Genomic DNA, 23,078 nt, shown 5'->3' on the forward strand with positions numbered 1-23,078 from the left:
CAACTTTTGTTGCATTTCGTGGCAGCATAAAAAGGAAAGTTTGGCAGCAATTTGCTGGGCTGGTACCATGTGCAACAGCATTTTTTACTTATTTAATCATAACAGCGGCCACGCTCTGGCCCCTGTGGACCTTTTCTTCATGGCTATCACAATTAAAACACCTGCAGATATCGAAAAAATGCGCGTTGCCGGCCGCCTGGCCGCCGAAGTGCTGGAAATGATCGAACCTTACGTAAAACCGGGCGTAACGACCGGCGAACTGGATCGTATCTGCCACGATCACATCACCAATAAGCAGCAGGCTATTTCCGCCTGTCTGGGCTACCACGGCTTCCCGAAATCAGTCTGTATTTCTGTTAACGAAGTCATTTGCCACGGTATTCCAAGCGACGATAAAGTGCTGAAAGACGGCGATATCGTGAATATCGACGTTACCGTAATCAAAGACGGTTTCCACGGTGATACGTCCAAAATGTTTATCGTTGGCAAACCAACTATTCTGGGCGAGCGCCTGTGCCGCGTCACTCAGGAAAGCCTGTATCTGGCGATTAAAATGGTGAAACCGGGCATTCGTCTGCGCACCTTGGGTAAAGAGATTCAGAAATTCGTCGAAGCGGAAAACTTCTCCGTAGTACGCGAATACTGCGGCCACGGTATCGGTGAAGGTTTCCACGAAGAGCCACAGGTTCTGCACTACGATGCAGATGACGGCGGCGTGGTGCTGCAACCCGGTATGGCTTTCACTATCGAGCCGATGGTTAACGCCGGCGATTACCGCATTCGCACCATGAAAGACGGCTGGACGGTAAAAACCAAAGATCGCAGCTTGTCTGCACAGTATGAGCATACTATTGTGGTAACTGAGAACGGCTGCGAAATAATGACGTTGCGTAAGGATGACACCATCCCCAACATCATAACGCACGAGTAATGACGACAAGCCGGCAATCGCCGGCTTTTTTATGGGCTGCGTTTTATATCAGGAACCCCTATGTCTGACCACAACACTGAAAACCCTCTCCCATCGGCATCAGTGAGGGCTCTCCCTGAGCAGCCTGCATTTCCCAGCACTTATTCTGATAGCGAACTCCACTGCCAACCGTTGAAACAACGTCTGGAAACCTTCCAGAACTGGCTGGCCGACGCCTTCAATGCAGGGGTGAGCGCGGAAAAACTGGTGGCAGCCCGTAGCAATTATATTGATGCTCTATTACAGCGACTGTGGTCATTTTATGGCTTTGAGCATATTCCGCAGACCGCACTGGTCGCCGTTGGTGGCTATGGGCGCGGCGAACTGCATCCCCTGTCCGATATTGATGTATTGGTATTAAGCGAGCAGCGTTTAAGCGATGAGCAGGCGCAGCGCGTCGGGCAGCTTATTACCCTGCTATGGGATTTAAAACTGGAAGTCGGTCACAGCGTACGCAGCCTTGAAGAGTGTCTGCTGGAAGGCTTGGCTGATTTAACCGTCGCCACCAATTTGATCGAATCCCGCATGATTTGCGGTGATGTCGCACTGTTTTTGCAAATGCAGAAACACATTTTCAGCGACAGCTTCTGGCCCTCACCCGAATTTTTCGATGCCAAAATTGCCGAGCAACAAGAGCGGCACAAACGCTACCACGGCACCAGCTATAATCTGGAGCCGGATATCAAAAGCAGCCCCGGCGGCCTACGAGACATTCACACCTTGCTGTGGGTTGCCCGCCGCCACTTTGGTGCCACCACGCTGAGTGAAATGGTCGAGTTCGGTTTCCTGACCAAAGCGGAAAGCAACGAGCTTATCGAATGCCAAAGCTTCCTGTGGCGCATCCGTTTTGCCCTTCATCTGGTCTTAAATCGCTACGATAACCGGCTGCTGTTCGACCGCCAGCTTAGCGTGGCACAACTGCTTCGTTATCAGGGAGAAGGCAACGAACCGGTGGAGCGCATGATGAAAGATTTTTATCGTATGACGCGTCGTGTCAGCGAACTGAACAACATGCTGCTACAGCTATTCGATGAAGCCATACTGGCACTGGATACTAATGAAAAACCACGGCCTTTGGATGATGATTTCCAGCTACGCGGCAATCTGATTGATCTACGGGATGAGCAACTGTTTATCCGCCAGCCCGAAACCATCATGAGAATGTTTTACCTGATGGTTCGCAATCAGGATATCATGGGAATCTATTCCACCACCGTGCGCCAACTGCGCCACGCTCGCCGCCACCTAAAACAGCCGCTGTGTACCATTCCAGAGGCTCGTAAACTGTTTATGGCTATTCTGCGCCATCCGGGAGCCGTTTCCCGCGCCTTACTGCCAATGCACCGCCACAGCGTGCTGTGGGCCTATATGCCACAGTGGGGCAGTATTGTCGGCCAGATGCAGTTTGACCTGTTCCATGCCTACACCGTCGATGAACACACTATTCGGGTATTACAAAAACTGGAAAGCTTCGCCGACGAATCAACTCGTCCGCGTCATCCATTATGCGTAGAGCTATATCCGCGCCTGCCGCAGCCGGAATTACTGTTGCTCGCCGCGCTGTTCCACGATATAGCCAAAGGGCGCGGCGGCGACCACTCAATTCTCGGCGCGCAGGATGTGCTGGAATTTGCCGAATTACACGGATTGAACTCGCGGGAAGCTCAGCTTGTTGCCTGGCTAGTTCGTTGCCATTTATTGATGTCAGTGACGGCTCAGCGTCGTGATATTCAGGACCCAACGGTTATTCAGCAATTTTCTGCCGAAGTACAAAGTGAAACGCGCTTACGCTACCTGATTAGCCTGACGGTGGCTGATATTTGTGCCACCAATGAAAACCTGTGGAATAGCTGGAAGCAGAGTTTATTGCGCGAGCTATATTTCGCCACTGAAAAGCAGCTGCGACGAGGCATGGAAAACAGTCCGGATCTGCGAGAGCGCGTGCGCCATCACCGCCTCCAGGCGCTGGCATTACTGCGAATGGATAATATTGACGAAGAAGCGCTTCACAGAATCTGGAGTCGCTGCCGCGCCGATTATTTCCTACGCCATTCACCAAATCAATTAGCCTGGCATGCCCGTCACTTACTTGAGCATGATTCCACCAAACCTTTGGTGCTAGTCAGTCGCCAGGCTACGCGGGGCGGCACAGAAATCTTTATCTGGAGCCCGGATCGCCCTTCCCTATTCGCTGCCGTGGTGGGTGAATTAGATCGGCGTAATCTGAGCGTTCACGACGCTCAGATTTTCACCAATCGTGACGGTATGGCGATGGATACCTTTATCGTGCTAGAACCGGACGGCAGCCCGTTGGCGCAGGATCGGCATCCGGTAATTCGTCATGCGCTGGAACAGGCAATGACACAGCCGAACTATCAGCATCCGCGGGTCAGACGTTTATCGCCCAAACTGCGTCATTTCAGCGTGCCTACCGAGGCTAACTTCCTGCCAACTCATACAGATCGCCGTAGTTATCTCGAACTGATCGCCTTGGATCAGCCGGGATTATTGGCCAGAGTTGGGGAAATATTTGCTGATTTGGGATTATCACTTCACAGCGCTCGCATCACCACTATTGGCGAAAGAGTTGAGGATTTATTCGTATTAGCAGATAAGGATCGTCGGGCATTGAATGCCGAAACGCGAAAGGAATTAGCACAACGGTTGACAGACACCCTCAATCCGAACGATAAACTGTGATACAAATAACTTTTTAACGATTATTTTTTCTTACAACCTTTCAACTTCAGGAAAGAGAACCGGATGCAGCAACTACAGACCGTTATTGAAAACGCCTTCGAACGCCGTGCAGAGATCACTCCGGCTAACGTAGACACCGTAACGCGCGAAGCCATTAACCACGTTATCAATCTGTTAGATACCGGCGCATTGCGCGTAGCGGAAAAGATTGAAGGCCAGTGGGTAACACATCAATGGCTGAAAAAAGCCGTTCTGCTCTCCTTCCGCATCAATGATAACCAAGTGATGGAAGGTGCAGAAACTCGTTATTACGATAAAGTCCCAATGAAATTTGCTGATTACGACGAAGCGCGCTTCCAGCGCGAAGGCTTCCGCGTCGTACCTCCGGCTACCGTGCGCAAAGGCGCTTACATTGCCCGTAACACCGTGCTGATGCCTTCCTACGTCAATATCGGCGCTTTCGTTGACGAAGGCACCATGGTTGATACCTGGGCGACAGTAGGTTCTTGCGCACAGATCGGTAAAAACGTGCACTTATCCGGCGGCGTTGGCATCGGCGGCGTATTGGAGCCATTGCAGGCTAACCCAACCATCATCGAAGATAACTGCTTCGTAGGCGCACGTTCAGAAGTCGTTGAAGGGGTTATCGTCGAAGAAGGCTCCGTGATTTCCATGGGCGTATTCATCGGTCAAAGCACTCGTATTTACGATCGCGAAACCGGCGAAATTCATTACGGTCGCGTACCGGCTGGTTCGGTTGTGGTTTCAGGTAATCTGCCGTCCAAAGACGGTAGCTACAGCCTGTACTGTGCGGTTATTGTGAAGAAAGTCGACGCAAAAACCTTGGGTAAAGTCGGCATTAACGAGTTATTACGTACCATCGACTAACATTCAACTAGCGGGCCAATCAGCCCGCTATTTTTTTGTCTTGTAAGCAGTTATCGCCTGCAATCACATATTATGGCAACAATAACCGCCATAATAGAAACTGTGGAATATAAAACCAATAAGGTGGCGCTATGTATGACAACCTGAAAAGCTTAGGAATCACTCAACCGGAAGATGTCGATCGCTACAGCCTGCGTCAGGAGGCCAATAACGACATTCTGAAAATTTATTTCCGCAAAGATAAAGGCGAGTTTTTTGCTAAAAGCGTCAAATTCAAATATCCGCGTCAGCGTAAAACCGTAGTTGCGGACAACGCCGGACAAGGTTACAAAGAGATTCACGAAATTAACCCGAATCTGCGTTATGTGATTGATGAGTTGGACCAACTTTGCAAACGCGATCAAGTTGAAGTGGACTTGAAACGCAAAATTCTGGATGACCTGCGTCATTTGGAAAACGTGGTTGCTCACAAAATCTCTGAAATTGAATCCGATCTGGAAAAACTAACGAAAAGCGGCCGCTAATACCTGCCCATAATCCGTTAGGAACAAGATAGACAATCACAAAACAAACAGTAAAAAGTGGCGATATCTGTTCGCCACTTTTATTTACATCAATTTATTTACGCTGAGCGTGTGAGCACGGCTACGGCTGGATTCCAACCCGGTTTATTTCAGCAACTGGCCCCATTGCTCTACCCACGGGCAGGAAACCGCCTCAGGCTCCGGCTGCTCAATCGCATCAATTTCCAAGATCTCGCCGATACGCGTCGCGCCCTGCTCCTGCAATAAAGCGTCAAAAGCACGACCTGCGCCACAGTAGTTATCGTAGCTGCTATCGCCTAATGCAATAACGCCGTAGCGCAGCTCAGGCTGGTAACCAACCTGATCGCGCACAGCCTGAAACAACGGCGCGATATTGTCAGGAAAATCACCTTGCCCAGTGGTGGACGTGATCACTAACGCATAATGCTGGCGATAATATTGCCAGGCTTCCAGCGTACCTTCGTCAAATAGCTTAACTTCGTGGCCTTGCTCATTCAGTATGTTTTCAGCTTCTTCCGCAACTAAAAGCGCATTGCCATAAACCGTACCGACAAAAATACCCACCTGAGCCATAAAAAACCTTCTTTAAATTACCAATAAGTTACTCACTATCCTGACCTTCGTCGCCAAGAAACTCAACCCTTTCAAGCTCAGGGAGAAGGCCTTCCCAGCCAAATTGTGACATCACGCCCTGCCAGGCACTGTCCCAGCGCGCAGATAGCGCCAAGGATTCACCGGTGACCGGATGATTCAGCGATAAATGGCTGGCATGTAACATTAAACGTGAGCAATCAAAATGTTGCGACATTCCGCGATTCTGACGTAAATCGCCATGCGTGCTGTCCCCCAGAATCGGGTGACGAATATGCGCCATATGACGTCGTAACTGATGTTTACGCCCGGTTTCCGGAGTCAGTTCCATCAAGCTGTAGCGAGCGGTTTCGTAGCGACCAATAGCAACCGGCATCTCGGCTCTCGCTAACGCACGGTAATGCGTAATCGCTGGTTTTGGCGCTTTATCCCGGCTGGCAAACTTATCGGCAATTTTGTCCAACTCTTCGGTCAAAGCGTAGTCGAGAGTGTCGTCTTCTAACACATAACCGCGTACAACCGCATGATAAACCTTCTTAACTTCATGTTGTTCGAACTGTTGTGACAATGCGCGTGCCACTTCGCTAGACAGCGCCATCAACAATACGCCGGAAGTCGGACGATCCAAACGGTGTAGGGTATACACATGCTGTCCAATTTGGTCACGCACCGTTTGCATCACAAAAACGGTTTCATTACGGTCAAGCCAGCTGCGGTGTACCAGCCAACCGGCAGGCTTATTAACCGCAACAATATGTTCATCTTGATAAAGTATTTCGAGCATTATTCGCTTTCTATGTTTAACAGGTCATCGAGACGCTGCAACTGCGCCAGAAGAAGACTGCAATCCGTCTGATGATCTTTCAACGCCACCTCAAAATAAGGCGTTACGGCAAAGCGGGTCGGTAAGGGAGCATTTTTTTCTAGCAGCGCATTCATTCGCGGTAGCAATACCCACTGAAGCCATTGCTCAGCGGCCATGGTATCGACGCAAAAAGGCTCAACGCTTTCAAAGGCCTCAGCCTCAGGCGGAGATGACTGCCAAAGATTAATGGTGCGTAATGCCAGATCGATATCCTGTAAAATCTGGCGTACCTGATTGTTTAGACTCATGTTTTAATTCTCGACCAAAAATGGGCCAACACAGGCCAGAAAGGAAGGTTCACTCCAGATAATCCGGATGAAAACAAAAGCGCGCAAGCATACCATCGAAGCGCAGGAGACCCAACTATCGGCTAACTAAATCCGCTATCAGTAAACTAATTAAAGGAAGCGAGCCTAAGCCGCAGTGAAAAAAAGCATAAAAAAAGGGGTACTGTTTGACCAGTACCCCTCTGTTCGTTTTATAGCAATCCAGCTAAATTGATGCTCCCTGCTCAATCCTTGAAAACTTTTCCTGCGGTTATCCTAACCAGCAATCCTTCGCGATGTCCTACACCATCCTGGTGCGATCCTTAGGTCATCCTAACCCACCAATAATCCTTTATCGGCTCCCTATCTCCATCCTGGAGGTGTCCCTTGTTTCGTCCTAAAACATCCCTTCACTCGTCCTGAGCAGTCCCTGATTTCCTTCATCCTGAAGCTGCATCATCCCGATGCTGTTCCTTTCCAACCAGATCCTATCTGGTGAATAAAGGATCGCTTAATTGGCGAACAGAGACAAGATACTGTAAAGCCTCTTATCTATACGTTTTAATAGACAAAAAATTGAATGTTTATAACGGAGTGATTTTATTGAGAATAATTCTCACGCAAGAAAATCATCTTCAAAAAATAGAAGCTATGTCTTACAGGCCGTGTGAGAGATCTCTCACACGGAAATCAGATAACCTTAATTAAATTAAGGTTTAGATTGGCATTACTGGGCGCAATGCATCGAGGAAATGGCTCAGGTTGGAGGCTAAAAGCGTACGTTGATTACTGCCAAAGTGCTCCAAAACGACATTGCCAGTAACGTTGCACAGCGATGCCATTGTCATTTCAGATTCTGTCGTTGCCAGAAACAGCGTCGGGGACAGTTTGAGCCGTTTTTGCGTAACCAAATGACCGATAAGGTTTTCCTGTAATCGAGTAAAATCATCCTCACTCCATACCTGCAACAGAGTAAAACGATGATCGCCCAACTCCGCGGTCATATCTCCCGCATACTGCTGCGTGTAAAAGGTATGAATATCGTCATGTAACTGGATTTCTAACGCGCGAGCCACGTTTTCTAACGTTGCTGCCGGCAAGAATGGCTGCGGAAGCCAATAAATCTGATCCTCGTGCGTTTCCGTGATACAAGGCGAAGCCACCCCGTACAACTCGTGGCTGGCTGGCGCATGGGCGGTTTGCTGCTGCCATAGTTCAACGTAGCGCTGCGTAAAGCTCTGTAGAGCGGTTGAAACATTCTGGTCCATATTTTCTCTCAACATCCGATAAGCCTGCGCTAAACTGGGAAACGAAACTTCGCCTTCAGCGACAATGCCTAGCGCGGCATAAATGGTAAACTGTCGGCTATTGTACCGATCTCTCACCTAGGGAACAGCATGTCTTCATATCAAGATCATCAGGCTCTGGCCGAACTCACTTTAGGTAAGCCTACCGCTTACCGTGACCACTATGATGCGGCCTTGCTACAGGCAGTTCCCCGCAGTATGAATCGCGAGCCGCTGGGATTATATCCTGATAACCTTCCCTTCCACGGCGCGGACATTTGGACTATGTATGAGTTGTCCTGGCTCAATGCCAACGGCTTGCCGCAGGTTGCCGTCGGCGAAATCAGCCTGAATGCCGATAGTGTTAATCTTATCGAATCCAAGAGTTTTAAGCTGTATTTGAACAGCTTTAACCAGACTCCGTTTAGCGATTGGGAAAGCGTTCGCCATACTTTACAACAAGACCTATCTATCTGCGCGCAGGGCGAAGTCAGTGTCACACTCTATAAACTGAGTGATATAGCCGGGCAACCTATTGCTGATTTCCATGGAGAATGTCTGGATGAACAAGATATTCGCATCGATAATTACGAATTCAGCACCGATTATCTGAAAGATGCCACGGGTCAACAGATCGTTGAAGAAACGTTGGTCAGCCACCTATTGAAATCCAACTGCCTGATCACTCATCAGCCAGATTGGGGTTCGGTTCAAATCCGCTACCGTGGCCCACAAATCAATCGTGAAGCATTGTTGCGCTATCTGGTTTCCTTCCGTCATCACAATGAATTTCATGAGCAATGTGTGGAGCGTATTTTCAACGACTTAATGCGCTTCTGCCAGCCTGAAACGCTGTCGGTCTATGCCCGCTATACCCGCCGCGGCGGCCTGGATATCAACCCTTGGCGCAGCAATACCGACTTCACTCCGTCGAACGGGCGTTTAGCGCGTCAATAATGCGTGCCATTACGCAACATTGGCAGTAAAAATCTCGTTAGTATTGGCAAAAAACAAGGGACAACGTTAAGGTGAATTGAAGTGTGTTACGGCAATAATGAACGATAAAGACTGCCGTCACCTGAAGAACAATTTATGTGATATTTCAATGGAGACATCGAGAGCGGAGCTCTGGTACGCAAAAAAGCGAGATCATAAAGAGAATAGCCGCTCTCTGGTGCAATGCAGTTACGACGGCCCCTCTGCGGGGCGTAAAGGAGTCATTTTGATTACACATATTAGCCCGCTTGGCTCAATGGATCTGTTGTCTCAGCTCGAAGTTGACATGCTAAAACGCACTGCCAGCAGCGACCTTTACCGCCTGTTCCGTAATTGCTCTCTGGCGGTATTGAATTCAGGTAGCCAGACCGATAACAGCAAAGAGCTGCTATCTCGCTACGAAAACTTTGATATCAATGTGTTACGTCGCGAGCGAGGCGTCAAGCTGGAGCTTGTCAATCCGCCAGAACATGCCTTTGTTGATGGACGAATCATCCGTTCACTACAAGCTAACCTGTTTGCGGTTCTGCGAGATATTCTGTTCGTGAATGGTCAGATCGTCAGTGCCGGACGTTTCCAGCACCTGAATATGGAAAACTCCAGCCATTTGACCAATCTGGTATTTTCTATCCTGCGTAACGCCCGCGCACTGCATATTGATGAAGATCCTAATATGGTGGTGTGTTGGGGCGGGCATTCTATCAATGAAATTGAATATCTGTATGCCCGCAAGGTCGGTAGCCAACTGGGTCTGCGTGAACTAAATATTTGTACTGGCTGCGGGCCAGGTGCGATGGAAGCGCCGATGAAGGGCGCGGCGGTAGGCCATGCGCAGCAGCGCTATAGACAAGGTCGTTTCATCGGTATGACCGAGCCTTCAATTATTGCCGCTGAACCGCCAAATCCTCTGGTTAACGAACTGGTAATCATGCCAGACATCGAAAAACGTCTGGAAGCCTTTGTACGCATAGCTCACGGCATTATCATCTTCCCCGGTGGCGTTGGTACCGCAGAAGAGTTGCTCTATTTGCTTGGGATTTTGATGAATCCTGAAAACAGCAATCAAGTTTTACCTTTGATTCTGACCGGGCCAAAAGAGAGTGAAGATTATTTCCGGGTATTGGACGATTTCATCGTGAATACATTAGGAGAGAAGGCGCGGACTTACTATCAGATTATTATCGACGATCCGGACGAAGTGGCTCGCCAAATGAAAAAAGCCATGCCACTGGTGAAAGAAAATCGCCGAAATACCGGCGATGCCTATAGCTTCAACTGGTCTATGCGCATTGAACCAGACTTGCAATTGCCATTTGAACCAACCCACGAGAACATGGCTGCACTGAATTTATACCCTGATCAACCGGCAGAAAAGCTGGCTGCAGCACTACGTCGGGCATTTTCAGGCATTGTGGCTGGTAATGTAAAAGAAGTCGGCATTCACGCCATTGAGGCTTATGGGCCTTATAAATTACACGGCGACCCACAAATGATGAAGCAGATGGATCATTTGCTACAGGGCTTTATTGCTCAGCATCGAATGAAATTACCGGGCAGCGCATATACGCCATGTTATGAAATCTGCCCTTAAACGCGAGCGGCTACGCGTGCTCAATAAGGTTTAAGCGGCAGTGAGGATAATCCCCGATACTTAGTCATTCTAAGTATCGGGAGAGTACGGGGAGTAATAAAGTCGATGCGATAGCATGACGTATCAGAAGTATCAGAAGTATCAGAAGTATCAGAAGTATCAGAAGTATCAGAAGTATCAGAAGTATCAGAAGTATCAGAAGTATCAGAAGTATCAGAATTATCAGAATTATCAGAATTATCAGAATTATCAGAATTATCAGAATTATCAGAATTATCAGAATTATCAGAATTATCAGAATTATCAGAATTATCAGAATTATCAGAATTATCAATAATACCGATTTTATTTTCACCCACACAATTTCGACTATCAGGACTCTTGCCTTCAGGTTATGGATATACACCTTCTTATCGTTGACGCTCTCAATCTCATTCGCCGCATCCATGCAGTGCAAGGTTCCCCTTGTGTAAATGCCTGTACCCATGCATTACAGCAACTTATTTCACACAGCCAGCCTACCCATGCGGTTGCCGTTTTTGATGAGGATGACCGTTCCGATAGCTGGCGCCACCATTGTTTGCCGGATTACAAAGCAGGGCGATCGCCAATGCCGGATAATTTACAGCAGGAAATGCCGCAGCTTAGACAAGCTTTTGCCGAACTGGGCGTCCCCTGCTGGCACTCTCCCGGCAATGAGGCCGATGATTTAGCCGCCACGCTAGCAGCTAAAATTGCCGGAGCCGGACATCAGGTCACCATAGTTTCTACCGATAAAGGTTACTGCCAGTTATTGGTGCCAAACGTACAGATTCGGGATTACTTTCAGAAACGCTGGCTGGACTTACCATTCGTCAAACAAGAGTTTGGCGTTGCCCCACATCAATTACCTGATTATTGGGGGCTAGCCGGTATCAGCAGCAGCAAAATCCCCGGCGTAGCAGGGATAGGCGCTAAAACGGCAGCGGTGTTATTGCAACAGGTCAACAGCCTGGAAGAGTTATATCAAAACCTAGAACAGGTTCCGGAAAAGTGGCGAAAAAAGCTGCAACAGCATCAGGACATGGCCTTTATCTGCAAACAGGTAGCCACGCTTAAAACAGATTTACCGCTGAACGGTAACCTGCAACAGCTACGCTTAGGCCATAGTTAAGGGAGCAATCGGCCTAATGCTGGTCACTTAAGGTGACCAACTGCCTTTTTATCCGAGCTGGTAAGATTACGGGCATGCTCAGGAAAAGTGAGATTGATAATGCCGAGGGCTTGTGAAAGTTCCATTAAAAAGGGTTCATGCAGAGACATGAACCCTTTTACATCAACCAACGGATCGGTCAACCGCTCATTAAACGATCGGCATTAGCCAATCGCCCCCCTGATTTTACATCTTAGCTATTGAATCTCTGCCGTTGACCCGAAGGTTTTAAAGATCGGGGTTTGAACGTTTAATTTTGAATCCCGAGCGCCCAATCACTCACGTTTGGCTGTGAGTGAAATCATAGATTTAGCTTTAACCAACAACTAAATACGTTCATCTCTACGACCTGGAACGCCAGCCCAGATACGACGAACATGCACGGTCACTTCCTCACGATCGTGATAAAGCTGTTTAGCCTGAATATGCGCATTAATACCGTTTTCTTTCAACTGTTCATCCATCATCGCCAGGTTTTGCAACACTTCTTCGTAGCGCTTTTTCATTGGCAATTTAAGATTGAAAATTGCCTCACGACACCAGCCATTGACCAGCCAGTCGGTAATCAGCTGCGTTACTCGCGCTGGCTTTTCAACCATATCGCAAACCAGCCAATAGATATTGCTGCGCGTTGGCTCATATTTGAATCCGTCCGCACGGTGATGAGTCACCTGCCCGGTATCCATCAGACTCTGGGCCATAGTGCCGTTATCCACCGCCTGCACCATCATGCTGCGTTGAACCAGCTGATAAGTCCAGCCACCCGGACAAGCGCCGAGATCCACCGCGTGCATGCCGCTTGCCAAGCGTTCTTCCCACTCATCCGCAGGAATAAATTCGTGGAAAGCCTCTTCCAGCTTCAGCGTCGAACGGCTTGGTGCATCCGAAGGGAATTTCAGGCGCGGAATCCCCATATACAGAGGAGAGTTGTTGTTACTGTAGGAATAACCGACATAACAGCAACCAGAAGCGATAAAGAATACGTGAACCACCGGACGATGCGGATTTTCACGAGTCTGCAAAATCTTCTGTTCACGCATCGCGGCACGCAGCGGCACCGTCAGTTTGCGGCAGAATTTAAGCAATTCTTTACTCTCATTGGTGTCCGGCACTTCAACTCGCAGTTCACCGGCTTTTTCCACCACGCCGACCAACATCCCTACGATCGGAGACACTCGGTCTTCCGGCGGCAGATCCTTTAGCAGTTCGCCAACAACCATCATTTGCCGAGCAAAAATCAGCTCTTTAAACGGCAGCTCGCGAATCAGGCGATCCGCATCTTCATGCTGGTAACACTCGAATAAGACATAACCGCTATTATCTTTTACCCGAGCAAAACCAAAGACTTCGTGTTCTGCGGCCTTGGCGGTAATTTCCGCCGCACACTCTTTTTCAAAGCCTTGACGGCAATATAAAGCAATTTTATTCATGGCGTTCTGCCCTTTTCCGTAGACGCAGCGCGCCAATCAACATCAAAATCCATCCCGCCAGAAAGCATACGCCGCCAATCGGCGTGACATATACCCAAAGTTTCAGGTGCGATAGAGCCAGGCAGTAGAGACTGCCACTAAATAACACGGTGCCGAGGGCCAATAAAGCGCCGCTCCAGTAAAACCAAATACTGATCTGGCGCTGCATAGCAACGGCCAAAGCGAGAATAGCCAGAGTATGAAATCCCTGATATTCCAAACCGGTACGGATCCAGGCCATTTCATTTACGCCCAGACTTCCGCTTAATACGTGTGCGCCAAAAGCACCAAAAGCGACATAGAAAAAACCGCTGATAGCGGCAAAGATCAGCATCAAACGACCACTCATCGTTATTTACCTTATTTTATAGATAGTTACCGTGGTGAAATTAGGTAATTTTGCGTTTTTTCACGATCAATTTTCGTAGCGGAATCGTAATTTCTCTTGTTCACTGGCTGCCCGAGCCAGAATCCACTGACGAAAGGCAGCTATTTTACCCAGTTCTGCCTGACTGTCATGACAAACCAGATAAAAAGCATTTTTACTTACCAGAACCTCATTGAACGGACATACCAACCGCCCCGCTTCGATTTCGGTCTGAGCCATCACATTATTCACCAAAGCAATACCCTGACCGTGAACCGCGGCCTGAACCACCATGGCACTGTGACTAAAAATCGGCCCCTGCTGCACATTAATTTGCGGAACGCCCAACTGACGGGTATAGGCCAACCAGTCGCGGCGGGAAGTATCATGCAACAAAGTATGATTAGCCAGATCTGCCGGCATTTTCAGCGGATGTTCGCCCATTAGCAGGCTAGGAGCACAAACTGGCAGCAGAAACTCGGCGTACAATCTTTCGGTGCGCAGCCCCGTCCAGTTGCCGCGACCGTAGAAAATAGCCACGTCTACATCATCTGCCAATTTATCTTCTTCACGGTCAACGGCCTGGATTCTGACGTCAATCCCCGGATAAGCTGAGTTAAAGCTAGATAAACGCGGAACCAACCATTGAATAGCAAAACTCGGCGGTAAACTGACCGTTAATGCCCCCTTGGCGCTACGGGCCTGTAATTTGCGCGTAGCTTCGTTAATCGAAGTGAAAATTTCTTTAATATCCAGGTAGTAACTTTGCCCTTCTTCCGTCAGCAGTAAGGAACGGTTACGTCGACGGAAAAGCTTCAGGCCCAGAAAGTCTTCCAGAGATTTAATCTGGTGGCTAACGGCGGCCTGAGTGACAAATAATTCATCCGCCGCCTTAGTAAAACTGAGGTGGCGCGCGGCCGCATCAAACACGCGGAGAGCATTAAGGGGTGGCAATCGTTTTGACATGAATTGGATACTTTTTTATAACGGCTCATCCGCGGATGAAACCCTTTGTTTACTTATTAGTTTTTGTAATGCGAGCCATTATAAATTGTCCGTTGATGATGCGCCAGCAAATACCTATAGTGGCGGCACTTCCCGAGCCGGAACGAAAAGTAAGTTTAGTATCCAGGTACTGAATTGCTTTTGGCTTTGTGGTTGTGATGTTGTGTTTGCAAATGGTCTGGAATGCCAGACATAGTAGCTAAGCTACTGTTTTTTCACTTCCTGTACATTTACCCTGTCTGTCCATAGTGATTTTATGCAGCACCGCCCCATAAAGCGGTGCTTTTTTTTATCTTAAGTTTAAGCTTCACTGCGCGTTGCACGTCAGAAAAGCTTAAACTTAATCAGGTAGTCAGGCTAAAATCCGCCGGTATTATTTCCCTTCCGCCATTTCTTTTACTTCGGAACGGTTAATTTGCTGTTCTGTGCCGTTGGCATCAATGTAACTGATCATACCGGTATCATTATCGACTTTAGGTTTACCATCGGCGACGATGGTGCGACCATCATTGGTATGCATGACATAGTTGCTTGAGCAGGCTGCGAGAGTAAAAGTAAGCATTAAAGCGGAAAGTACGGCAGCTGTCTTTTTCATGGATCACTCCTTGCAGATTAAAATACTGAAAAAAATAATTTAGATTATTAAATTAATTATTCGCCAGACACTATTCAGCATAACAAACTTATTACATATTTCCATGAATCTGGGCAATTAGCGGGCTAATTACCCGTTAAACACCGAAAAATAAGAATGATCTTAGCTTTTCAGAGGATTTGAGCACTGTATGAAGTCTTTTAACCCCGCAGCTTTTCGCGCAGAATTCCCGGCTATCAATAGTTCGGGAATTTACCTGGATAGTGCCGCTACCGCGCTGAAACCCCAAGGGGTGATTGATGCCACTCAACAGTTTTATGCGCAAGATGCGGCCACGGTACATCGCAGCCAGCATCAGGCCGCTCGTTCCCTGACCTTGCGTTTTGAACAAGCTCGTCAGCAAGTCGCTGATTTTATTAACGCTCCTACGGCAGAAAATATTGTCTGGACCAAAGGCACTACCGAAGCGATTAATCTGATCGCGCAAAGCTACGCTCGCCCTCGCCTCCAACCCGGAGATGAAATTCTGGTGAGCGAAGCAGAACATCATGCCAATCTGATTCCCTGGCTAATGGTCGCAGAGCAAACTGGCGCAACCTTGGTAAAACTACCGCTGGGCAGCGACTTTCTCCCTGATTTTCAGCAGCTACCCGCGTTATTGACCGGGAAAACGCGCATTTTAGCGCTGGGGCAAATGTCTAATGTCACCGGCGGTATGCCTGATTTGGCTTTGGCTATCGATCTGGCACACAGTAAAAACTGCATAGTGGTCGTTGATGGTGCTCAAGGTGTGGTACACAGCCCGGCGGATGTTCAGGATTTTGATATTGATTTTTATGTTTTTTCTGCTCATAAACTCTATGGCCCGACGGGAATTGGCGCGTTATATGCCAAAACAGAACTGCTGGAAGAAATGTCTCCTTGGCAGGGGGGCGGTAAAATGCTGACTCAAGCTTCCTTCGCCGGTTTTACTCCGCAGGATGCTCCTTACCGTTTCGAAGCAGGAACCCCCAATATCGCCGGGGTTATCGGCCTGTCCGCCGCACTTAGCTGGCTTGAAAATATTGATATTGAAGCGGCAGAAGAATACAGCAGTGGTCTGGCTACGTTAGCGGAAGAAAAACTGAGCAAACTGGACGGATTTCGCAGTTATCGTTGCTCTCACTCCAGCTTGCTGGCTTTTAACTTTGACGGAGTACACCACAGCGATTTGGTAACACTGCTGGCAGAGCAAGGTATCGCTCTGCGCGCCGGTCAGCATTGTGCTCAGCCGCTAATGAGTGCGTTGGGTATCAGCGGTAGCCTGCGAGCCTCGTTCGCGCCCTACAATACCCGTGAAGAAGTAGAAAGCCTCTGCTCAGCGATAACTTTCGCGCTAACATTATTGCAGGATTAATGAAAACCTCAGGAAAAGCTGAGGCTCACTGAATAGAAAAGAGAAGAAAATGACCGCCCCACATCCATTTGGCCAAGAAGTTACCCGCGACGACCTTATCGAGAAATTCAGTACTCTGAAACAGTGGGAAGATCGCTACCGCCAACTGATTTTGCTGGCTAAGCAGTTACCGCCGATGGATGAATCGCTGAAACAAACTGAATTCGAACTGTCCGGCTGTGAAAACCGAGTCTGGCTTGGCCACGAACTTTTGGCGGATGGCCGACTGCATTTTTATGGGGACAGCGAAGGCCGAATCGTTCGAGGTTTACTGGCGGTATTACTGACCAATGTGGAAGGGAAAACGCCCCAACAGATTTTGAATCAAGATCCGTTAGATTTGTTTGATCGACTGGATCTGCGCCAACAGCTAAGCAGTTCCCGCGCCAGCGGTTTACAGGCACTGGCGCAGGGCGTTAAAACGATTGCTGCTCGCTATCAGAATCCGATTTAGACCGCCTCAAGTTGTCGCGCCGCTTTTGCCAGCATTTTTTTCAGGGCATGAGAGACCGCAACAAAACCGAAGGTGGCGGTGACCATAGTCACCGAACCGAATCCTGAGGCGCAATCCATCTTTTTAGGGCCTTCCGCAGTGCTGCGGGAGGCACAGACGGAACCATCAGGTTGCGGATAAACCAGCGGTTCAGTGGAAAAAACGCAATCAATCCCGAGCTTACCTTTGCTGTTTTTCACTACGTTATAATCGCTTTTCAGCCTTTCACGCAGTTTAGCTGCCAACGGATCCTGAATCGTCTTGGCTAAATCAACAACTTCAATCCGAGTTGGATCTATCTGACCGCCAGCGCCACCGGTTGCTATAACCGGAATTCTATAGCGACGGCAATAGGCCAGTAATGCCGCTTTGGGACGAATGCTATCAATTGCATCAATGACATAGCTAAAGTTTCGATCCAGCATCTCAGCCACGTTGTCTGGCGTAATAAAGTCATCAATGCAGGTAACCTGACATTCAGGGTTAATCGCCCGAATACGCTCGGCCATAACCTCTGTTTTAGACTGCCCCACATATTGTCTCAGCGCATGTACCTGCCTGTTGGTATTGGTTACACACACGTCATCCATATCAATCAGAGTAATGGCACCGATACCGGTTCGGGCTAAGGCTTCTGCCGCCCAGGAACCCACTCCGCCAATACCAATCACGCAAACGTGAGCCTGCGAAAATACCGCCAGCGCCTGTTGACCATAAAGACGGGCTATGCCACCAAATCGCTGTTGATAAGCTTCAGAATACAGTGTGCTCATAACCTTATTTGTACCTTATAGAGAAATAACCTAAAACCAGTCTACGAATGCAAAAGCGGCCAATTGGCCGCTTGATAAGCTGTGACTGTAAACAGAGTCACGCCATGAGTCGCCTAGTTGTTCACTAAAAGCGAAGAGCTGGAAGGCGTGTTAGCTTTATCACCTTTATAAGCGGTAAACATTGGGCCACCGCTTTGAGCATTTTTCAGCACCCATACACGGCCATAATGGTTATAGAAACCAGCAGCCTGACCGGCTTCATGACCAATACCCTGATAAATATCGAAATGCTGACCTTTGATTGCTCCACCGACGTCCAGTGCAACCATCAGGCGCATTTGATATTGCCCGGTAAATTTGCCCTGTTCGTCCAGCAGCGGCACTTCGGCCAGCAGCGTTGTTCCCGCAGGAATTAATGAACGATCCGATGCAACGGAAGCTTTCGCAATCAATGGAACCGCGCTCGCACCTTTTACCGGGGCGTACATTTCCGGTTTAAAGAACACAAAGGACGGGTTCTGCTCTAATAACTCTCTGACTTCAGCTTCACTGTGCGTTTCAGCCCATTTACGAATAGCCTGCATCGACATATCGGCCTTAGCGACTTCACCGCGGTCGATCAGCACTTTCCCAATGCTGCGGTAAGCATGGCCATTTTTGCCTGCGTAACCAAAGAAAGTCAGAGGCCGCCCATCACCAAAATCTACGTAACCGCTGCCCTGCACTTCCATCATAAAGTTATCCATCAACGAATTGGTGTAAGCGATAACTAAATTGCGATCATCCAATGCGCCCGCGTAGATTCCGGCGCGATCCGGCAGACGGCCTTTGCCTTTTTTAGATGGCATACGGTACAGAGGATGACGGAATTCTCCTTGCGGCGTATAGCGAGCTTGTAAAACCGGAGTGTAATAGCCGGTAAACTGGACGTTTCCAAAATTATCCACCCCTTCCATTTGATAAGCGTTCAAACCAAACAGGCTGAGTTTGCTGGTATCCGCACCCGCTAACATCCAGTTTTGGACTGCTTCAAAAGTATTACTGTGGCGGTTGTAAAGATTAGGTGAAGCCTGATTAATCACTTTCACCTGATCTGAATAATCTTTTGCGTTGACCGGCTTACCCGTGGCGCTGGGTTCATTCACCAGTTCCAGAGAATGGCTCAATCGACCATCCTTATATTGTTGACCACGATCGGTGGGCCGTGACTGACAACCAGCCAATACTGCAATCATTAATCCGCTCAGTAGGTATTTGCCCCAACGTCCTTTCATTACACGCCTTCTTATACACACATTTTATCTTCCGGCTGAACGATAACAAACGCCTATGGATAAAGGAATCAGTAGCCACAAAAAATCATATACTGACTCATATTGCCCATTACGTAGAAAAACAAACCACATAGTTCACAAATTAGTCAATTGATTGTCTTTATGCAGTTTAAATGCCAAAAGCACTTGCAAGAAATGTGATCCAGAGTATAGTGCGCTGAATCGGACGCGGGGTGGAGCAGCCTGGTAGCTCGTCGGGCTCATAACCCGAAGGTCGTCGGTTCAAATCCGGCCCCCGCAACCAACCGATACTGATTACCAGCAGTATCAAATGTCGTCCGATAGTCTTGAAATAATAGTAAAATAAGTTGTTAGACGGACGCGGGGTGGAGCAGCCTGGTAGCTCGTCGGGCTCATAACCCGAAGGTCGTCGGTTCAAATCCGGCCCCCGCAACCAACAACTTGATAGTCAGTAGAAAATAAGCATTAAGACGGACGCGGGGTGGAGCAGCCTGGTAGCTCGTCGGGCTCATAACCCGAAGGTCGTCGGTTCAAATCCGGCCCCCGCAACCAATTCTTAATCACAGTTTTCTAACTCAAGACACCCTCAAGGGTGTTTTTTTGTTTCTGGCCTCCGGAAACTACCCTATCCCGTCTGACTTCCCTAATGTATTTCCTTACTCCATTCCCAATCAGCCAATCCTTGGACCGATAAATTCCAAAGCGCCTTAATACCATTCCCAGCGCCATTACACCCGAGCAACTGCCCCACCGTTAGCAAAGTAAGCTTTGATTCCGGCAAATACAGATTCAGCAATTTGTTGTTGGAAATGACTGGTACGTAATTTACGTTCTTCTTCTACGTTACTGATAAAGGCGGTTTCTACCAGAATCGAAGGGATATCCGGCGCTTTTAATACGGCAAATCCAGCTTGATCAACTCGATTTTTATGCAGTTTATTAATTTTACCCAATCGATGTAACACTTCTTTACCAAATTTTAGGCTGTCGTTAATCGTCGCGGTCTGTAGCAGGTCAATCATGGTGTGATCCAGATAGCGGTCGCCGCTTTTACTGACGCCGCCGATCAGGTCAGCCTCGTTCTGGGTTTGCGCCAGGAATTTCGCCGCCGTACTGGTTGCACCTTTGGTGGATAACGCAAATACCGACGAACCTCGAGCGGCTCTATTGGTAAACGCATCTGCATGAATCGAAATAAACAGATCGGCGCGCTGCTTACGGGCTTTTGCCACCCTGACTTTCAGCGGGATAAACACATCTTCATTTCGCGTCATAAATACCCGCATATTTGGCTCACGCTGAATCAGCGCGCGAAGGCGGCGGGCAATTTGCAGCACAATGTCTTTTTCGCGAGTTTTGTTTTTCCCTATTGCGCCAGGGTCTTCGCCACCGTGCCCAGGATCCAGCATAATAACAATCGGGCGATCACGTCCTGCCTTACCCGCCCGAGCCGATTCGGCCGGCAAGGTTCGCTCCACGTTACCTTTGTTGTAATCCTCAAGTAGCGCCAACAAAGGATCGTCTTCCTCGGAAACGCCTCCCTTAGCGGGATAAAGATCGACAACCAGACGGTTACGGAATTTGGAAACAGGCTTCAGGGTAAACAGCTGCGGGCTAATACTTTGCTTGAGTTCCAATACTAGACGCACGGTATTTTTATCAAACTGTCCAACGCGAGCCTGCTTTAAGTAAGGATCGCCAGATTGGATTTGCTCACCAATCTCTTTCAGTACGCTATTGAGATGAACGCCTTCGATATCCACCACAATTCTGTCGGGATTCGTTAAAGCAAATTGGCGATATTTAAGTGGCGTATTCGATTCCAACGTCACACGGGTATAGGTTGAGGAAGGCCATACCCTAACGGCAACTACCTGAGATGCGGAGGCAAATCCAACCTGACTAACACTGAGTAACCAGGTTGCAGCTACGCCTTGCAGTAAACGGCGACGCGCGGGATTATGATCTGAATTTGCCATGGAACTCCAAAGTAACTACCAATAAACGATGAAAAAACAACCAAAAAAGATAATGATGGCAAAACTTTAGCGAATCACTCCTCCTCTGTCATCAGAAAACATTTTTATGTTATTCAATTTATTACTCTCTCATAGCCATACACATGCATTTAATAGCAATTTCTTGCTTGCCTTCACGGCCACAAAAGAATAAAAATACAAAAATACCGAATAAAAATTCAAAGAGGGTCTGCCGTGAAGGAACGTAGTACTGAACTGGTCCAAGGGTTTCGCCACTCAGTTCCCTATATTAATGCGCACCGGGGCAAGACGTTTGTCGTCATGCTCGGCGGGGAAGCGATCGAACATGAAAACTTCGCCAATATTGTCAATGACATAGGGCTATTGCACAGTCTAGGGATTCGTCTTGTGGTGGTTTATGGTGCCCGCCCACAAATCGACAGCAATCTCGCTCAGCATAACTATGAACCTATTTATCATAAGCATACTCGGGTAACTGATTCCCGAACTCTGGAGTTGGTTAAGCAGGCAGCAGGATTACTTCAGTTAGATATCACCGCTCGTTTATCCATGAGCCTGAACAACACGCCACTGCAAGGTGCTCATATCAACGTCGTCAGCGGTAACTTTATTATCGCGCAGCCGCTCGGCGTGGATGATGGTGTTGATTATTGCCACAGCGGCCGTATTCGCCGTATTGATGAAGAAGCGATTCATCGTCAACTGGATAGCGGGGCTATCGTTCTGATGGGGCCGGTGGCCGTTTCTGTCACCGGAGAGAGCTTTAATCTGACCTCTGAAGAGGTGGCAACGCAGCTTGCGATTAAGCTAAAAGCGGAAAAAATGATCGGTTTCTGCTCATCTCAAGGGGTAACGGATAGAGATGGGAATATTATTTCCGAGTTGTTCCCCAACGATGCCCAGAAACGCATTGAAGAACTGGAGCAAGAAGGCGACTACCACTCCGGCACGGTACGTTTCCTGCGTGGGGCATTAAAAGCCTGTCGCAGTGGCGTTCGTCGCAGCCATTTACTGAGTTATCAGGAAGATGGAGCACTAGTGCAAGAACTGTTCTCCCGCGATGGTATCGGTACCCAAATCGTAATGGAAAGCGCAGAGCAGGTAAGACGTGCAACTATTAACGATATTGGCGGCATACTGGAGCTTATTCGTCCATTGGAACAACAAGGTATTTTAGTGCGCCGCTCCCGTGAGCAGTTAGAAATGGAAATTGATAAATTTACTATCATCGAGCGTGATAATTTGACTATCGCCTGCGCGGCTCTCTATCCATTCCCAGAAGAACACATTGGCGAAATGGCCTGCGTAGCGGTTCATCCCGATTATCGCAGTTCGTCCCGCGGTGAAATGCTGTTAAAGCGGGTAGCCAATCAGGCACGCCAGATGGGGCTGAAAAAGCTGTTTGTGTTAACCACTCGCAGCATTCACTGGTTTCAGGAGCGCGGTTTTACTCCCGCAGAAGTGGACGTTTTGCCCGTTGAGAAGCAGGAACTGTACAATTATCAACGGCGTTCAAAGATCTTGCTGGCAGATCTATAGCTCATTGATATAAATAGCCCGTTGATATAAATAAATTTGAATCTGAGAATTTAAAAAGCGCAGCTCGTTACCGGTAAAGCTAATAATCGATGGTACAAATTATTAGTGGGGGTTCGAGCTGTAACTTTTATTTATGGGCAGCGCTTATGTGTAGATAGATGTCGATGCGTAGATGCTGATGCGTCGAAACGACAGATTTCTTATACGACGAACGTCA

The 23,078-nt window shown here is 48.3% G+C and carries 22 protein-coding genes and 3 tRNA genes; 13 read left to right on the top strand and 12 right to left on the bottom strand.

All coding sequences use genetic code 11. The features are described from left to right. Positions 1 to 139 precede the first annotated feature (139 nt). The 4 genes from map to PL78_RS08695 all read left to right on the top strand — a co-directional run bounded on the left by map (position 140) and on the right by PL78_RS08695 (position 5,082). Positions 140 to 931, top strand: a complete 792-nt coding sequence (map, locus tag PL78_RS08680; RefSeq protein WP_064518334.1) for a type I methionyl aminopeptidase — start codon at positions 140 to 142, stop codon at positions 929 to 931. Between the two features lie 60 nt (positions 932 to 991). Then, positions 992 to 3,670: a bifunctional uridylyltransferase/uridylyl-removing protein GlnD gene (gene glnD, locus PL78_RS08685; RefSeq protein WP_064514793.1), complete on the top strand. Its 2,679-nt coding sequence runs from the start codon at positions 992 to 994 to the stop codon at positions 3,668 to 3,670. A gap of 63 nt (positions 3,671 to 3,733) precedes the next feature. Continuing rightward, positions 3,734 to 4,558 carry a 2,3,4,5-tetrahydropyridine-2,6-dicarboxylate N-succinyltransferase gene (gene dapD, locus PL78_RS08690; protein ID WP_049599907.1) on the top strand — a complete coding sequence of 275 codons (825 nt, stop codon included), beginning with the start codon at positions 3,734 to 3,736 and terminating at the stop codon, positions 4,556 to 4,558. A gap of 131 nt (positions 4,559 to 4,689) precedes the next feature. Then, positions 4,690 to 5,082 carry a DUF3461 family protein gene (locus PL78_RS08695; RefSeq protein WP_049599904.1) on the top strand — a complete coding sequence of 131 codons (393 nt, stop codon included), beginning with the start codon at positions 4,690 to 4,692 and terminating at the stop codon, positions 5,080 to 5,082. Between the two features lie 144 nt (positions 5,083 to 5,226). On the opposite strand, the gene PL78_RS08700 is transcribed toward PL78_RS08695, so the two are convergent. The 4 genes from PL78_RS08700 to syd all read right to left on the bottom strand — a co-directional run bounded on the left by PL78_RS08700 (position 5,227) and on the right by syd (position 8,093). Beyond that, a complete protein-coding gene (locus PL78_RS08700) occupies positions 5,227 to 5,676 on the bottom strand; it encodes a flavodoxin (protein ID WP_064514795.1) in 450 nt (149 codons plus the stop codon). Between the two features lie 28 nt (positions 5,677 to 5,704). Then, entirely contained in the window at positions 5,705 to 6,478 is a 774-nt protein-coding gene (truC, locus tag PL78_RS08705; RefSeq protein ID WP_064514797.1) for a tRNA pseudouridine(65) synthase TruC, read from the bottom strand. Further along, entirely contained in the window at positions 6,478 to 6,807 is a 330-nt protein-coding gene (locus PL78_RS08710) for a YqcC family protein (RefSeq protein ID WP_064514799.1), read from the bottom strand. Before PL78_RS08710 ends, truC begins: the two co-directional genes overlap by 1 nt. A 734-nt stretch (positions 6,808 to 7,541) precedes the next feature. Continuing rightward, positions 7,542 to 8,093 (bottom strand): SecY-interacting protein, encoded by a 552-nt coding sequence (syd, locus tag PL78_RS08715; RefSeq protein WP_064518336.1) that lies wholly within the window; start codon positions 8,091 to 8,093, stop codon positions 7,542 to 7,544. A 129-nt stretch (positions 8,094 to 8,222) separates the two neighbouring features. Here syd and queF point away from each other — a divergent pair, with 129 nt between their 5' ends. Together queF and ppnN are read left to right on the top strand one after the other, a co-directional pair. Beyond that, positions 8,223 to 9,068 (top strand): NADPH-dependent 7-cyano-7-deazaguanine reductase QueF, encoded by an 846-nt coding sequence (queF, locus tag PL78_RS08720; protein WP_064514801.1) that lies wholly within the window; start codon positions 8,223 to 8,225, stop codon positions 9,066 to 9,068. 265 nt (positions 9,069 to 9,333) lie between these two features. Then, entirely contained in the window at positions 9,334 to 10,698 is a 1,365-nt protein-coding gene (gene ppnN, locus PL78_RS08725; protein WP_064518338.1) for a nucleotide 5'-monophosphate nucleosidase PpnN, read from the top strand. 20 nt (positions 10,699 to 10,718) lie between these two features. Here ppnN and PL78_RS20640 read toward each other — a convergent pair whose 3' ends face one another. Beyond that, positions 10,719 to 11,057, bottom strand: a complete 339-nt coding sequence (locus PL78_RS20640; RefSeq protein ID WP_179207956.1) for a hypothetical protein — start codon at positions 11,055 to 11,057, stop codon at positions 10,719 to 10,721. A 35-nt stretch (positions 11,058 to 11,092) separates the two neighbouring features. Here PL78_RS20640 and xni point away from each other — a divergent pair, with 35 nt between their 5' ends. Further along, positions 11,093 to 11,851: a flap endonuclease Xni gene (gene xni, locus PL78_RS08735; RefSeq protein ID WP_064514806.1), complete on the top strand. Its 759-nt coding sequence runs from the start codon at positions 11,093 to 11,095 to the stop codon at positions 11,849 to 11,851. 365 nt (positions 11,852 to 12,216) lie between these two features. Here the strand turns inward: xni and rlmM are convergent, their stop codons facing one another. The 4 genes from rlmM to PL78_RS08755 all read right to left on the bottom strand — a co-directional run bounded on the left by rlmM (position 12,217) and on the right by PL78_RS08755 (position 15,326). Further along, positions 12,217 to 13,320, bottom strand: a complete 1,104-nt coding sequence (rlmM, locus tag PL78_RS08740) for a 23S rRNA (cytidine(2498)-2'-O)-methyltransferase RlmM (protein ID WP_064514808.1) — start codon at positions 13,318 to 13,320, stop codon at positions 12,217 to 12,219. After that, positions 13,313 to 13,708, bottom strand: a complete 396-nt coding sequence (locus PL78_RS08745; RefSeq protein ID WP_128821888.1) for a DUF423 domain-containing protein — start codon at positions 13,706 to 13,708, stop codon at positions 13,313 to 13,315. The genes rlmM and PL78_RS08745 overlap by 8 nt, the downstream gene beginning before the upstream one ends. A gap of 66 nt (positions 13,709 to 13,774) precedes the next feature. Next, positions 13,775 to 14,692 (bottom strand): transcriptional regulator GcvA, encoded by a 918-nt coding sequence (locus PL78_RS08750; RefSeq protein ID WP_064514810.1) that lies wholly within the window; start codon positions 14,690 to 14,692, stop codon positions 13,775 to 13,777. 412 nt (positions 14,693 to 15,104) lie between these two features. Beyond that, entirely contained in the window at positions 15,105 to 15,326 is a 222-nt protein-coding gene (locus tag PL78_RS08755) for a YgdI/YgdR family lipoprotein (protein ID WP_064514812.1), read from the bottom strand. Between the two features lie 190 nt (positions 15,327 to 15,516). Between PL78_RS08755 and csdA the strand changes: the two genes are divergently transcribed. Then, the gene (csdA, locus tag PL78_RS08760) at positions 15,517 to 16,722 is read left to right on the top strand and encodes a cysteine desulfurase CsdA (RefSeq protein ID WP_064514814.1); all 1,206 of its coding nucleotides are present in this window, start codon (positions 15,517 to 15,519) and stop codon (positions 16,720 to 16,722) included. Between the two features lie 49 nt (positions 16,723 to 16,771). Continuing rightward, complete coding sequence (gene csdE / locus PL78_RS08765) at positions 16,772 to 17,215, top strand: cysteine desulfurase sulfur acceptor subunit CsdE (protein WP_064514816.1); 444 nt, start codon at positions 16,772 to 16,774, stop codon at positions 17,213 to 17,215. Here the strand turns inward: csdE and tcdA are convergent. Beyond that, the gene (gene tcdA, locus PL78_RS08770; RefSeq protein ID WP_064514818.1) at positions 17,212 to 18,027 is read right to left on the bottom strand and encodes a tRNA cyclic N6-threonylcarbamoyladenosine(37) synthase TcdA; all 816 of its coding nucleotides are present in this window, start codon (positions 18,025 to 18,027) and stop codon (positions 17,212 to 17,214) included. The genes csdE and tcdA overlap by 4 nt on opposite strands. 113 nt (positions 18,028 to 18,140) lie before the next feature. Further along, a complete protein-coding gene (mltA, locus tag PL78_RS08775) occupies positions 18,141 to 19,301 on the bottom strand; it encodes a murein transglycosylase A (RefSeq protein WP_049599868.1) in 1,161 nt (386 codons plus the stop codon). A 227-nt stretch (positions 19,302 to 19,528) separates the two neighbouring features. Here mltA and PL78_RS08780 point away from each other — a divergent pair. The 3 genes from PL78_RS08780 to PL78_RS08790 all read left to right on the top strand — a co-directional run bounded on the left by PL78_RS08780 (position 19,529) and on the right by PL78_RS08790 (position 19,874). Further along, positions 19,529 to 19,605, top strand: a tRNA-Met gene (locus PL78_RS08780). Between the two features lie 76 nt (positions 19,606 to 19,681). After that, positions 19,682 to 19,758 (top strand) — tRNA-Met (locus PL78_RS08785). 39 nt (positions 19,759 to 19,797) lie between these two features. Continuing rightward, positions 19,798 to 19,874 (top strand) — tRNA-Met (locus tag PL78_RS08790). Between the two features lie 176 nt (positions 19,875 to 20,050). On the opposite strand, the gene amiC is transcribed toward PL78_RS08790, so the two are convergent. Continuing rightward, on the bottom strand, positions 20,051 to 21,301 hold the full coding sequence (gene amiC, locus PL78_RS08795; protein WP_064514820.1) for an N-acetylmuramoyl-L-alanine amidase AmiC: 1,251 nt from the start codon (positions 21,299 to 21,301) through the stop codon (positions 20,051 to 20,053). A gap of 234 nt (positions 21,302 to 21,535) precedes the next feature. On the opposite strand from amiC, the gene argA reads away from it, so the two are divergent. Beyond that, a complete protein-coding gene (argA, locus tag PL78_RS08800; RefSeq protein WP_064514821.1) occupies positions 21,536 to 22,861 on the top strand; it encodes an amino-acid N-acetyltransferase in 1,326 nt (441 codons plus the stop codon). The last annotated feature ends 217 nt before the right edge of the window (positions 22,862 to 23,078 follow it).

The sequence above is a fragment of the Yersinia entomophaga genome, from assembly GCF_001656035.1.
Lineage (GTDB): Bacteria > Pseudomonadota > Gammaproteobacteria > Enterobacterales > Enterobacteriaceae > Yersinia > Yersinia entomophaga.

Excerpts from the sequence above, each read along its gene's own strand:
- syd (WP_064518336.1), bottom strand. The coding sequence starts at position 8,093 with ATGGACCAGAATGTTTCAACCGCTCTACAGAGCTTTACGCAGCGCTAC.
- glnD (WP_064514793.1), top strand. The coding sequence starts at position 992 with ATGTCTGACCACAACACTGAAAACCCTCTCCCATCGGCATCAGTGAGG.
- map (WP_064518334.1), top strand. The coding sequence starts at position 140 with ATGGCTATCACAATTAAAACACCTGCAGATATCGAAAAAATGCGCGTT.
- amiC (WP_064514820.1), bottom strand. The coding sequence starts at position 21,301 with ATGGCAAATTCAGATCATAATCCCGCGCGTCGCCGTTTACTGCAAGGC.
- mltA (WP_049599868.1), bottom strand. The coding sequence starts at position 19,301 with ATGAAAGGACGTTGGGGCAAATACCTACTGAGCGGATTAATGATTGCA.
- rlmM (WP_064514808.1), bottom strand. The coding sequence starts at position 13,320 with ATGAATAAAATTGCTTTATATTGCCGTCAAGGCTTTGAAAAAGAGTGT.
- truC (WP_064514797.1), bottom strand. The coding sequence starts at position 6,478 with ATGCTCGAAATACTTTATCAAGATGAACATATTGTTGCGGTTAATAAG.
- csdA (WP_064514814.1), top strand. The coding sequence starts at position 15,517 with ATGAAGTCTTTTAACCCCGCAGCTTTTCGCGCAGAATTCCCGGCTATC.
- PL78_RS08695 (WP_049599904.1), top strand. The coding sequence starts at position 4,690 with ATGTATGACAACCTGAAAAGCTTAGGAATCACTCAACCGGAAGATGTC.
- PL78_RS08755 (WP_064514812.1), bottom strand. The coding sequence starts at position 15,326 with ATGAAAAAGACAGCTGCCGTACTTTCCGCTTTAATGCTTACTTTTACT.
- PL78_RS08710 (WP_064514799.1), bottom strand. The coding sequence starts at position 6,807 with ATGAGTCTAAACAATCAGGTACGCCAGATTTTACAGGATATCGATCTG.
- tcdA (WP_064514818.1), bottom strand. The coding sequence starts at position 18,027 with ATGAGCACACTGTATTCTGAAGCTTATCAACAGCGATTTGGTGGCATA.
- PL78_RS08750 (WP_064514810.1), bottom strand. The coding sequence starts at position 14,692 with ATGTCAAAACGATTGCCACCCCTTAATGCTCTCCGCGTGTTTGATGCG.
- csdE (WP_064514816.1), top strand. The coding sequence starts at position 16,772 with ATGACCGCCCCACATCCATTTGGCCAAGAAGTTACCCGCGACGACCTT.
- queF (WP_064514801.1), top strand. The coding sequence starts at position 8,223 with ATGTCTTCATATCAAGATCATCAGGCTCTGGCCGAACTCACTTTAGGT.
- xni (WP_064514806.1), top strand. The coding sequence starts at position 11,093 with ATGGATATACACCTTCTTATCGTTGACGCTCTCAATCTCATTCGCCGC.
- PL78_RS08700 (WP_064514795.1), bottom strand. The coding sequence starts at position 5,676 with ATGGCTCAGGTGGGTATTTTTGTCGGTACGGTTTATGGCAATGCGCTT.
- PL78_RS08745 (WP_128821888.1), bottom strand. The coding sequence starts at position 13,708 with ATGAGTGGTCGTTTGATGCTGATCTTTGCCGCTATCAGCGGTTTTTTC.
- dapD (WP_049599907.1), top strand. The coding sequence starts at position 3,734 with ATGCAGCAACTACAGACCGTTATTGAAAACGCCTTCGAACGCCGTGCA.